Genomic DNA, 12,246 nt, shown 5'->3' on the forward strand with positions numbered 1-12,246 from the left:
CCTGCGCCGCCCACTGCTGCGCAGGCGCTTCATGACCGATGACGTTTTCCTGTATGGGTGCGGCGACTACAGTTGACATTTACCTTCAACCAACGACAGAACGGAGCTGACCATGGACCTGCGCGATCTACTCGGCATAGAGCACCCCATCATCCAGGCGCCCATGGCCGGCGCGCAGAACCATCTGCTCGCCGCAGCGGTGTGCCAAGCTGGGGGCCTGGGCTCGATCCCTGCCGGCATGCTCAATGCCGCGGCACTGGAGGCCGAGCTGAGCGCCATCGAAGCGCTGACCGACCGGCCCTACAATGTCAATTTCTTCTGCCACCAGACCCCGGCCCACGATCAGGCTCGCATCGAAGCCTGGCACAGCCTGCTGGCGCCCTATTTCGCCGAGTTCGGCGTCGACCCGAGCCAGATCCCCAGCGATGCCACCCGCCAGCCGTTCGATGCGACGATGGCCGAGGTACTGGAGCGGCATCGGCCGGCAATGGTCAGCTTCCATTTCGGCCTGCCGACACCGGAACTGCTGCAGCGCGTCCGCGCCACCGGGGCGAAGATTGCTTCCAGCGCCACCACCATCGAAGAAGGCCTCTGGCTGCAACAGCACGGCGTCGATGCAGTGATCGCTCAGGGCCTGGAGGCCGGCGGCCACCGCGGCATTTTTCTCAGCGAGGATCTGACCAGCCAACTCGGCACCTTCGCCCTGCTGCCACAACTGGTCGCCGCGCTGGACGTTCCGGTGATCGCCGCCGGCGGCATCGCCGACGCGCGCGGGGTAGCGGCTGCGCAGGCACTGGGTGCCGCTGGCGTGCAACTCGGTACCGCTTACCTGCTATGCCCGGAGAGCCGCACCAACGCGTTGCACCGCGCCGCACTGAAGAGCACGCGCGCCCGGCATACCGCGCTGACCACCGTGTTCACCGGCCGCCCGGCACGCGGCATCGTCAACCGGATCATGCGCGAACTCGGCCCGCTGCCCGTAGGCGTGCCGGACTTCCCGCTGGCCGGCAACGCTATCAGTGCGCTGCGCGCGAAGACCGAAGGGCTCGACCTGGATCATTGCACGCCGCTGTGGGCCGGGCAGAACATCAGTGGCTGCCGGGAAGTCCCGGCCGCCGAACTGACCCGCGAACTGGCGGCCGGCTGGCGCCGCTGAATCAACTCGCCACGCGCACCAGCGGCACCTGCGCCAGCGCGGCGAGATTCGCCGAGCCGGTGCAGAAACAGGCGATGCGCAGTTGCTCGATCAGCACCCGGAAGTGCGTGACCACCGCTTCCGGCGACAGCAGCGCACTCTCCAGTACCGCCGCTGCCTGCCCGACCAGGTCGGCACCGAGGGCGATGGCCTTGGCCGCATCGATGCCGTCGCGAATACCGCCGGAGCCGATCACCGTGGCTTGCGGGCAGGCGCGGCGCACTGCCCGGATCGCCTCGGCCGTGGGAATGCCCCAGCCGACGAACGCTTCGGCCACCGCACGCTGCTGGGCATTGACCGCCCGCGCCGCCTCCACCGCGGCCCAGCTGGTGCCGCCGGCGCCGGCGATATCCAGCACGCTGACCCCGGCATCCAGCAGTCGGCGCGCTACGCTGGCCGAAAGCCCGGCGCCAACCTCCTTGACCACCAGCGGCACCTCCAGCGTGCGCGCCAGCTGCTCGATGGCCTGGAGCACGCCGCGCCAGTCACGGTCGCCGCCCGGCTGCACGGCCTCCTGCAACGGATTGAGGTGAATGATCAGCGCATCGGCGTCGATCATCGCCACCGCGCGGCGCGCTTCGTCTATGCCGTAGCCGCGCACCAGCTGCGCCGCGCCGATGTTGCCCAGCAGCGGCACGTCCGGCGCGAGGCGGCGCAGTTCGCCGGTCAGGCCGTGACTGGCCGCGCCCGACTCCAGCGCCACGCGCTGCGACCCCACGGCCAGAGCGATACGCAACTCCTGGGCGGCTTCGGCCAGGTGCCGGTTGATCGTCGTCGCGCGCCGCGCACCACCGGTCATCGAACTGATCAGCAATGGCGCGGCCAGCGCTTTGCCGAACAGGCTGGCCGACAGATCCACCGCATCCAGGTCCAGCTCAGGCAAGGCACAGTGCTCGAAACGCCAGGCCGCGAAGCCGCTGTTCAGTGAACGCCGCCCGCGCGCCGGGTCCAGCACGATGTCCAGATGATCGTTCTTGCGTGTCGTCAGCTCACTGTCACTCATGCCGGTGCCCCTCTACTGCGCCTGCCGGAAGGATGCCAGAAGACCTGCGGTTTTATGCAGCTATCACCCGAATGTATGGAGCTAGGCAGTGCCGTTACGCGCTCCTTAGACTCGGGTCCATACAAACGGAGGCTGACCATGACCGAGACCCTGCTCTGCCCGCGTAACCTGGCATTCGAACTCTACGAAGTGCTGGATGCCGAGGCCCTGACCCGCCGCGAGCACTTCGCCGATCACAGCCGTGAAACCTTCGACGCCGCCATCGGCACCGCGCGCACCATTGCCGAGAAGTACTTCGCACCGCACAACCGCAAGTCCGACGAGCACGAGCCGCAGTACGTCAACGGCGAAGCGGTGCTGATTCCCGAGGTCAAACCGGCAGTGGACGCCTTCATCGAGGCGGGCTTTCACAACGCCCAGCGCAGTTTCGACGACGGCGGCATGCAGCTGCCGAACCTGCTCTCGCGGGCCTGCTTTGCGCATTTCCAGTCGGCCAACATCGCCACCAGCTCCTATCCGATGCTGAGCATGGGCGCCTCGCACCTGATCGAGACCTTCGGCTCCGAGGAGCAGAAGCAGCGCTTTCTGCAGCCGATGCTGGAGGGTCGCTTCTTCGGCACCATGGCGCTCACCGAGCCGCACGCCGGCTCCTCGCTATCGGACATCCGCACCCGCGCCGAACCCGCCGGCGACGGCAGCTATCGGCTCAAGGGCAACAAGATCTTCATCTCCGGAGGCGACCACCCGCTGTCGGAAAACATCGTGCACATGGTGCTGGCCAAGCTGCCGGACGCGCCGCCCGGGGTGAAGGGCATCAGCCTGTTCATCGTGCCGAAGTTCCTGGTCAACGACGATGGCAGCCTCGGTCAGCGCAACGACGTGCTGCTCGCCGGTCTGTTCCACAAGATGGGCTGGCGTGGCACCACCAGCACCGCACTGAACTTCGGCGACAACGGCAACTGCGTCGGCTATCTGGTAGGCGAGCCACACAAGGGCCTGGCCTACATGTTCCAGATGATGAACGAGGCGCGCATCGGCGTCGGCATGGGCGCGATCATGCTCGGCTACGCCGGCTACCTCTATTCTCTGAACTACGCCCGCGAGCGCCCGCAGGGCCGCCTGCCCGACGGCAAGGACCCGGCTTCGACCCAAGTGCCGATCATCGAGCACACCGACGTCAAGCGCATGCTGCTGATGCAGAAGGCCTACGTCGAAGGCGCCTTCGATCTGGGCCTGTACTCGGCACGACTGGTGGACGACGAACACACCGCGGAGAGCGACGAGGAGCGGCGCAACGCCGGCGAGCTGCTCGACCTGCTCACCCCCATCGTCAAATCCTGGCCGTCGGAGTTCTGTCTGAAGGCCAACGAACTGGCCATCCAGATCCTCGGTGGTCATGGCTACACCCGCGAATACCCCGTGGAGCAGTACTACCGCGACAACCGCCTCAACCCGATCCACGAAGGCACCCACGGCATCCAGTCGCTGGACCTGCTCGGGCGCAAGCTGCTGCAGAACAAGGGCGCCGGCCTGCGCCAGTTGCTCGAACTGATCCAGGCCAGCTGCGAACGCGCTGCCGAATACGACTCACTGACCGCACTACGCCAGCCGCTGGAACAGCATATCGCCCAGCTCACCCGCGTGACCCAGGCGCTGCTCGGCGACCTGATGGCCGGCAAGGTCAACCAGACGCTGGCCAACTCGGCGCTGTATCTGAAGGTGTTCGGCCATGCGGTGATCGGCTGGCGCTGGCTGGAACAGGCACTGCGCGCCGAGCGCGGACTGGCCGAAGGCAATCCGGCGGATGCCGATTTCTACCGCGGCAAACTGCAGGCCGCGCGCTACTTCCTGACCTGGGAGATACCAGCCTGCGCGGCTGAACTGGCCATCCTCGAAGCGCGTGACGATACCTGCCTGGCCATGCAGGACGCCTGGTTCTAGAGCGATCCGCACATGCTGTTACAGCGCCCCGCTTCCGCGGGGCGTTTTTTTGACAGCCTGTCAAATCATCAGGTTAGAATCGCTGGCATGCCCCCTGCATGCGTGCAGCGGTATCAACCTGGGAGAGCGCGTTTGGACGTAGGCAACATCAACCACCTGTTTTTCATCGGTGCCTTGTTGGTTGCTGCGAGCATCCTGATGAGTTCCCTTTCGGCACGTCTCGGCGTGCCGATCCTGGTCATATTCCTCGCCGTGGGCATGCTCGCCGGCGTCGACGGCATCGGCGGTATCGTCTTCGAGGACTACCAGCTGGCTTTCGTCATCAGCAACCTGGCGCTGGCGGTCATCCTGCTCGACGGCGGGATGCGTACACGCAAGGCCACCTTCCGCGTGGCGCTCTGGCCCTCGATGTCGCTGGCCACCGTCGGCGTGGCGATCACCGCAGGCCTGACGGGGGTCGCGGCGGCCTGGCTGTTCGACCTGGAGCTGATCGAGGGCTTGCTGATCGGCGCGATCGTCGGTTCCACCGACGCCGCGGTGGTGTTCAACCTGCTCAACGGCAAGGGCCTCAACGAGCGGGTCGGCTCCACACTGGAGATCGAATCGGGCAGCAACGATCCGATGGCGATGTTCCTCACCGTAACCCTGATCGGCATGATCGCCTCGGGCCAGACCTCCTTCAGCTGGGCCGTGTTGCTCAGCCTGTTCCAGCAGTTCGGGATCGGCATCATGCTCGGCCTGCTTGGCGGCTGGCTGCTGCTGCAACTGATCAACCGCCTGAAGGTGGCCGACGGCCTCTACCCGCTGCTGGCAGTCAGCGGCGGCATCTTGATCTATGCCATCTCCGGTGCCGTCGGGGGCAGCGGCATCCTCGCGGTGTATGTCTGCGGACTGCTGCTGGGTAACCGGCCGATCCGCAATCGCTACGGAATCCTGCACATGTTCGACGGCCTGGCCTGGCTCAGCCAGATCGGCATGTTCCTGGTGCTCGGCCTGCTGCTGACACCGAGCGAGCTGATGCCGATCGCCCTGCCGGCATTGGCGCTGTCGCTGTGGATGATCCTGTTCGCCCGTCCGTTGTCGGTATTCGTCGGTCTGCTGCCGTTCAAGGGTTTCCACCTGCGCGAACGGCTGTTCATCTCGTGGATCGGCCTGCGCGGCGCGGTGCCGGTGATTCTGGCGGTGTTCCCGCTGATGGCCGGGCTGGACAATGCGCAGCTGTTCTTCAACGTGGCGTTCTTCATCGTGCTGGTGTCGCTGCTGCTGCAGGGCACTACCCTCGGCTGGGCGGCACGCAAGGCCAAGGTCGAGGTTCCGCCGGCGCCGGCGCCGATCTCGCGCACCGGCCTGCAAGTGCACACCACCAGCCAGTGGGAACTGTTCGTCTACCGGCTGAACGCGAAGAAATGGTGCGTCGGCGCCGCCCTGCGCGAGCTGAAGATGCCGCCGGGTACACGCATCGCCGCGCTGTTTCGCGGCACCGAGCTGCTGCACCCCTCCGGCAGCACCCGCCTGGAGGTCGACGACATCCTCTGCGTGGTCGGCCACGACGAGGATCTGCCGGCGCTCGGCAAGCTGTTCAGCCAGGCACCCAAGCGCGGCCAGGATCTGCGGTTCTTCGGCGACTTCATTCTCGAAGGTGAAGCCGAGTTGGGCGCCATCGCCGCGCTGTACGGGCTGAAGCTGGGTGAGATCGACGCGACTCAGGCGATCGGCCCGTTCATCGGCCGCCTGGTCGGCGGTCAGCCGGTGGTCGGCGACCAAGTCGAATGGAATGGCATGACCTGGACCATCGCCGTAATGGAAGGCGGCGAAGTGCGCAAGGTCGGCCTCAAGTTTCCCGAGGGCGAAAAGCCCGGCCCGCAACTGATGTTCTGACGCTACCACGGGCGCTCGTGCGCCCGTCTCGTAAACTCGCACTCGCCCGGCACAGCCCGTAGACTCAGCAGTCCCTCTGTACATCGATTGCACCCATGTCTTCTTTGCGCACCCTCCTGCTGGCGGCCCTCGCCGCCCTCACACTCAGCTCGCCGTCCCTACAGGCGCAGGCGCTGGATATCACCGGCAGCAAACCGGCCGCCGAGGGCGAAGCGAAACCCGCGGGCCCATCTCTCGCCGAGCAGATCCAGCAGCAGGCCGAGCAAACCGCAGCCGCGCGCAAACAGCTCGAAGAGCGCAAGACACAGATCACCCAGGCGCCCAAAGAAATCAGCGAGGCGCGGCGCGAGCTGGCCACGCTCAAGGCCAGCCCGGCCGAAGACCCGGCCCAACGCTACGCCAGCCTGAGCGTCGATGCGCTCGATCAGCGCCTGGCTGCACGGCTCGAGGAACTGGCCGAGTGGCAGAAGCAGCTCAGCGCTGCCAACAGCCTGATCATCGCAGCGCAGACGCGTCCCGAACGCGCCCAAGCCGCAATCGGCAGCGCCCAGGCGCGTATTCAGGAGCTCAACGCGCAGCTCAAGAGCAGCCGCGAAGGCGGCAAGAGCATCAGCGACGAACAGCGCAATCTGCTGAATGCGGAGATCGAAACCCTCAGCGTGCAGATCGAACTGCGCCGCCAGGAGTTGGCCGGGAACAGCCTGATGCAGGACCTCGGCAAGGCACGCCGCGACCTGCTCGCCGAGCGTATCGCCCGCGCCGAGCTGGAAACCCAGACGCTGCAGGCACTGATCAACGAGAAGCGCCGCGCCGAGTCCGAACAGACCGTCGCCGAGCTGTCGGCCAAGGCCCAGCAGGCCGGTTCCGACACACTGCTGGCCGCCGAGAGCGCGGAGAACCTCAAGCTTTCCGACTACCTGCTGCGCGCCACCGAGCGCCTGAACAGCCTCAACCAGCAGAACCTGCGGACCCGCCAGCAGCTCGACACGCTGAACCAGACCGACCAGGCGCTGGAAGAGCAGATCAGCGTGCTCGAAGGCAGCCTGTTGCTGTCGAAGATCCTCTACCAGCAGAAGCTGACCCTGCCCAAGGTGCAGCTGGACAAGAACCTCGCCGACGAGATCGCCGACCTGCGGCTCTACCAGTTCGAACTGAACCAGGCCCGCGAAGCCGCCGGCAATCCGGAAACCTACGTCGATCAGCTGCTGGCCAAACAGCCGCCCGAAGAGGTGACGCCGGAACTGCGCGCCGCCCTGCTGGAACTGGTCAACACTCGCAGCGAACTGCTCGACCGGCTCAACCGCGAGCTCAATGCGCTGCTCAACGAGTCGATCACCCTGCAGCTGAACCAGAAGCAGCTGCACGACACCGCGAAGGTGCTCAGCGCGACACTCGACGAGCAGATGTTCTGGATTCCCAGCAACAAGCCGCTGGATCTGAGCTGGCTGAGCAGCGTGCCGCGGCGTCTGGAACGCCAGCTCAGCACCATTCCCTGGGGCTCGGTGCTGGCCGAACTCGGCGCCGGGCTGAAGGAACGACCGGCGTTCTTCCTGCCGCTGCTGCTGCTGATCGCCTTCCTGCTCTGGCGCCGCCAGGCGATCAACACCAAGCTCGATGCACTGAGCCGCGACGTCGGCCACTTCCGTAACGACAGCCAGTTACACACGCCGCTGGCGCTGCTGCTCAACCTGCTGCTGGCGCTGCCCGGTGCGCTGTTTCTCGCCCTGTGCGGCTACCTGCTGCAGATGGATGCCCGCGGGCAGAACCTCGGCCTCGGCGCCGCGCTGTACGAGATGGCCCAGGCCTGGCTGGTGTTCTACACCGCCTACCGCATGCTCTCGCCGGGGCGGGTGGCCGAGCTGCATTTCCGCTGGTCGCAGCCGCAAGTCGCCTTCCTGCGCGACGAGGTGCGTCGCCTGGGGCTGGTGGTGCTGGCGCTGGTGGTCGTGGTGAGTATCGCCGAGCAGCAACCGGCCAACCTCGCCGAGGACGTGCTGGGCTTCGTCGTAGTCATGGCCTGCTATGCGCTGATGAGCTGGCGGATGGCGCGCATCCTGCGCAAGGGCCCGGCCAGCGAGAACGCGCCGCACGGACGGCTGCTGCTCGGCATGTTGTTCAGCGTGCTGCCGCTGCTGCTGATCGTCGTGGTCGGCATGGGCTACTACTACACGGCGCTGAAACTGACCGAACGACTGATCGACACCCTCTACCTGCTGATGGCCTGGGTCGCGCTGGAAGCCACCCTGGTTCGCTCACTGACCATCGCCGCGCGCCGCCTGGCCTACCAGCGGGCGCTGGCCAAACGTCAGGCGAGCGAGGAGAACGGCAATGCCGAGACACTGGAAACCCTCGAGGAACCGGGGCTGGACATCGAACAGGTCAACCAGCAATCGCTGCGTCTGACTCGCCTGGCCACTTTCGGCCTGTTCGTCGTCGCGCTGTACTGGGTCTGGTCGGACCTGATCTCGGTGGTGTCGTACCTGGATAACGTCACCCTCTACGAGTTCAGCAGCGGCAGCGGCGACACGCTGACCACCTCGGCGATCAGCCTGAACGACCTGCTCGGCGCCCTGACGATCGTCGTCATCACCCTGGTGCTGGCCCGCAACCTGCCCGGTCTGCTCGAGGTCGCGGTGCTCTCGCGACTGAATCTGGCGCCCGGCAGCGCCTACGCCACCGGCACGTTGCTGTCCTACACCCTGGTCGGCACCGGCATCGTCTCCACGCTGTCGACCCTGGGCGTCAGCTGGGACAAGCTGCAGTGGCTGGTGGCAGCGCTGTCGGTGGGCCTCGGCTTCGGCCTGCAGGAGATCTTCGCCAACTTCGTTTCCGGCCTGATCATCCTGTTCGAGAAGCCGGTGCGCATCGGCGACGTGGTGACCATCGGCAATCTGTCCGGCACGGTCAGCCGCATCCGCATCCGCGCCACCACCATCACCGATTTCGACCACAAGGAAATCATCGTCCCGAACAAGACCTTCGTCACCGACCAGCTGCTCAACTGGTCGCTGAGCGATACCGTCACCCGCGTCACCATTCGCATCGGCGTGGAGTTCGGCTCGGATCTCGAGCAGGTCCGTGAGCTGCTGCTGCAGGCCGCGCAGGAAAACCCCCGCGTGCTCAAGGACCCGGAGCCACAGGTGTTCTTCCTCAGCTTCGGCGAAAGCCGGCTGGAGCACGAGCTGCGCCTGCACGTGCGCGACCTTGGCGACCGCAACCCGGTGATCGACGAGATCAACCGCCGCGTCGACCGCGAATTCCGCGAGCGCGGCATCGTCATCGCCTTCCGCCAGCTGGACGTACACCTGAAGGACCGCGCCGGACATGAGCTGCTGCTGCCGAAGAACCAGCCGATCGTGACGGGCGGCCCGCTGATCAAGGATCCGGATCCAAGCTGAACCCCACTGCGCGGTAAGGGCCTAATCTGACTGAACGGGCCGCTGGTGCAGCGTGCCGCGAAACCCCGCGCCGCTCTGCCGCCGCACATTCACCGCCCCGCTGCCGGGCACACTTGCGGAGCCATCGTGAAGACCCTTACCGAGCTGCACTTCGACAATCGCTTCGCCCGCCTCGGCGACGCGTTCTCGACCGCCGTCGAGCCACAGCCGCTGGCCGATCCGCGCCTGGTGGTGGTCAGCGAAGCCGCACTGGCGCTGCTCGACCTGAACCCGGCCGAGGTCGAGCAGCCGCTGTTCACCGAGCTGTTCTCCGGACACAAGATCTGGTCCACCGCCGAGCCGCGGGCGATGGTCTATTCCGGTCATCAGTTCGGCAGCTACAACCCGCAGCTGGGCGATGGCCGCGGCCTGCTGCTCGGCGAAGTGGTCAACGCGGCCGGCGAACGCTGGGACCTGCACCTGAAGGGCGCCGGCAAGACGCCCTACTCGCGCATGGGCGACGGTCGTGCCGTGCTGCGCTCGTCGATCCGCGAGTTCCTCGCCAGCGAACACCTGCATGCGCTGGGCATTCCCAGCTCACGGGCGCTATGCGTCACCAGCTCGGCGACGCCGGTGTACCGCGAGCGCCAGGAGCGCGGTGCCATGCTGCTGCGCCTGGCGCCCAGTCACGTGCGCTTTGGCCATTTCGAGTTCTTCTACTACACCCGCCAGCACGCCGAGCTGAAGCAGCTGTTCGATCATGTCATCGCGGCGCACTTTCCCGCGCTGGGCGAACATCCGCAGCCGTACCTCGCACTGTTTCGCGAAGTGCTCGAGCGCACCGCCGCGCTGGTCGCGCGCTGGCAGGCCTACGGCTTCTGCCACGGGGTGATGAACACCGACAACATGTCGATCCTCGGCATCACCTTCGATTTCGGTCCCTACGCCTTCCTCGACGATTTCGACGCGCGCTTCGTCTGCAACCACTCCGACGACGGCGGTCGTTATTCGTTCGAGAACCAGGTGCCCATCGCCCACTGGAACCTCGCCGCGCTGGCCCAGACGCTGACGCCCTTCGTCGAGGTGCAGCGCTTGCGCGAAACGATGGAGCTGTTCCTGCCGCTCTACGAAGCCGAATGGCTGGACCTGATGCGTCGCCGGCTCGGTTTCACCCAGGCCGAGGCGGAGGACGACAGGCTGACCCGTCGGCTGCTGCAGCTCATGCAGGACAGCACCGTGGATTACACGCGTTTCTTCCGCGAACTCGGCGATCGCCCGGCAGCGCAGGCGGTGCAGCGTCTGCGCGAGGATTTCATCGACCTCGCCGGTTTCGACGCCTGGGCCGCCGACTACTGCGCGCGTAGCGCCCGCGAAAACGCCACGCCGGACTCCCGCCAGGCGCGCATGCACGCGGTCAACCCGAAGTACATCCTGCGCAACTACCTGGCGCAACAGGCCATCGAGGCCGCCGAACAGGGCGACTACGGCCCGGTGCGAGAGCTGCATGCGGTGCTCAGCCGCCCCTTCGACGAGCAACCCGGCATGCAGCGCTATGCCGAGCGCCCGCCGGAATGGGGCAAACATCTGGAGATCAGCTGTTCGTCGTAGGTCCGGTGCAACCCGCGCCGCTCACGCCTGATCGCCACTCCGCAACAGCGCCCTACGGATTCAAGGGCAGCAGCACCCTAAACAACGCGCCCTGCCCCTCCTCGCTCTCGACCTGAATGCGACCGTCATGCGCCTTGACGATCTGCTCGGCGATGAACAACCCGAGCCCCAGCCCGGCACTGCTCTCGCTGCCCTCGGCGCGCTCGAACTGGCAGAAGATCCGCGCCAGGCTCTCCGGCCGGATGCCGATCCCGTGGTCGCGCACCTCGATACAGGCACCCTCCGCACAGCGGGTCACGCTCACCTGCACCGGCTGGCCGGCACCGTAGCGCATGGCGTTGGTCAGTAGATTGGCGACGACCTGCTCGATACGGAAGGCATCCCATACGCCGATGATCGATTCGGTCTGCTGGAAGTGCAGCGTGCAGCCCTTGGCCTCCATCTGCGCGGCGAAGCTCTCCACCACATGGGCCACCAGTTGCACCAGATCGAGGCGCGATGGCCGGATCGACAGCTTGCCGGTACGGATGCGAGACACGTCGAGCATGTCGTCGATCAGGCGGATCAGACTCTGGATCTGCCGCTCATCCTTGTCGACCATGCTGCGCAGCTTGTCCTCGCTGAATGCCGCAAGGTTGTTGCGCGCCAGCTGCAGCTTGCGCAGCTGCACCTCGAGAATCAGCGTGTTGAGCGGCGTCTTCAGCTCATGGGAGACGATCGACATGAAGTCGTCGCGCATGCGCACGGCGTTCTCCAGCTCGGCCTGGGTGCTGCGCAGCTCGTCGAGCAGCACCTCCTGCTCGCGGCGGCTCTTCTCCAGCGCCTCCAGCTGGCGCGCCATACGCTTGCGGTTGCGATAGAGGTCGACGAACACGCTGGCCTTGCTGCGCACCGCGTGGGCGTCCAGCGGCTTGTGCAGGAAGTCCACCGCACCGCTCTCGTAGCCCTTGAAGGCATAGTTGAGCTCGCGCCCGGCGGCGCTGACGAAGACGATGGGAATGTGCTTGGTGCGCTCGGTGCCGCGCATCAGCTCGGCCAGCTGGAAGCCGTCCATGCCGGGCATCTGCACGTCGAGGATGGCCAGCGCGAATTCGTGCCGCAGCAGCAGCTCCAGCGCCTGCTCGGCCGATTCGGCCTGATGCACGCGGATGCCCGGCGCCTGCAACAGCGCGCCGAGCGCCAGCAGGTTCTCCGGCAGATCGTCGACGATCAGCAGATTCGCCTCATCGGTTTGATCGGGCATG

Annotated in this window: 7 protein-coding genes; 5 read left to right on the forward strand and 2 right to left on the reverse strand. The window is 66.3% G+C overall.

Annotated features, from left to right (window positions below; translation table 11 throughout):
* The first annotated feature begins 112 nt into the window (after window positions 1–112).
* Window positions 113–1,156 (forward strand): nitronate monooxygenase, encoded by a 1,044-nt coding sequence (locus N8H22_RS02085; protein ID WP_264588966.1) that lies wholly within the window; start codon window positions 113–115, stop codon window positions 1,154–1,156.
* 1 nt (window position 1,157) lies between these two features.
* On the opposite strand, the gene fni is transcribed toward N8H22_RS02085, so the two are convergent.
* Complete coding sequence (gene fni, locus N8H22_RS02090) at window positions 1,158–2,198, reverse strand: type 2 isopentenyl-diphosphate Delta-isomerase (protein WP_264588967.1); 1,041 nt, start codon at window positions 2,196–2,198, stop codon at window positions 1,158–1,160.
* Between the two features lie 138 nt (window positions 2,199–2,336).
* Here fni and N8H22_RS02095 point away from each other — a divergent pair, with 138 nt between their 5' ends.
* The 4 genes from N8H22_RS02095 (at window position 2,337) to N8H22_RS02110 (ending at window position 11,002) form a co-directional block, all read left to right on the forward strand.
* Complete coding sequence (locus N8H22_RS02095; protein ID WP_264588968.1) at window positions 2,337–4,139, forward strand: acyl-CoA dehydrogenase; 1,803 nt, start codon at window positions 2,337–2,339, stop codon at window positions 4,137–4,139.
* A gap of 132 nt (window positions 4,140–4,271) precedes the next feature.
* Window positions 4,272–6,017 carry a potassium/proton antiporter gene (locus N8H22_RS02100; protein WP_264588969.1) on the forward strand — a complete coding sequence of 582 codons (1,746 nt, stop codon included), beginning with the start codon at window positions 4,272–4,274 and terminating at the stop codon, window positions 6,015–6,017.
* A 95-nt stretch (window positions 6,018–6,112) separates the two neighbouring features.
* Window positions 6,113–9,415: a mechanosensitive channel MscK gene (gene mscK, locus N8H22_RS02105; RefSeq protein WP_264588970.1), complete on the forward strand. Its 3,303-nt coding sequence runs from the start codon at window positions 6,113–6,115 to the stop codon at window positions 9,413–9,415.
* 126 nt (window positions 9,416–9,541) lie between these two features.
* A complete protein-coding gene (locus tag N8H22_RS02110) occupies window positions 9,542–11,002 on the forward strand; it encodes a protein adenylyltransferase SelO (protein ID WP_264588971.1) in 1,461 nt (486 codons plus the stop codon).
* 52 nt (window positions 11,003–11,054) lie between these two features.
* On the opposite strand, the gene N8H22_RS02115 is transcribed toward N8H22_RS02110, so the two are convergent.
* Window positions 11,055–12,245: a hybrid sensor histidine kinase/response regulator gene (locus tag N8H22_RS02115; protein WP_264588972.1), complete on the reverse strand. Its 1,191-nt coding sequence runs from the start codon at window positions 12,243–12,245 to the stop codon at window positions 11,055–11,057.
* Window position 12,246: the final 1 nt, after the last annotated feature.

Source organism: Stutzerimonas sp. S1 (assembly GCF_025966695.1).
In the GTDB taxonomy this organism is placed as follows: Bacteria; Pseudomonadota; Gammaproteobacteria; order Pseudomonadales; family Pseudomonadaceae; genus Stutzerimonas.

Bases quoted from the DNA above. Each gene is read 5' to 3' on its own strand.
- N8H22_RS02085 (WP_264588966.1), top strand. From the start codon at position 113: ATGGACCTGCGCGATCTACTCGGCATAGAGCACCCCATCATCCAGGCG.
- fni (WP_264588967.1), bottom strand. From the start codon at position 2,198: ATGAGTGACAGTGAGCTGACGACACGCAAGAACGATCATCTGGACATC.
- N8H22_RS02095 (WP_264588968.1), top strand. From the start codon at position 2,337: ATGACCGAGACCCTGCTCTGCCCGCGTAACCTGGCATTCGAACTCTAC.
- mscK (WP_264588970.1), top strand. From the start codon at position 6,113: ATGTCTTCTTTGCGCACCCTCCTGCTGGCGGCCCTCGCCGCCCTCACA.
- N8H22_RS02115 (WP_264588972.1), bottom strand. From the start codon at position 12,245: ATGCCCGATCAAACCGATGAGGCGAATCTGCTGATCGTCGACGATCTG.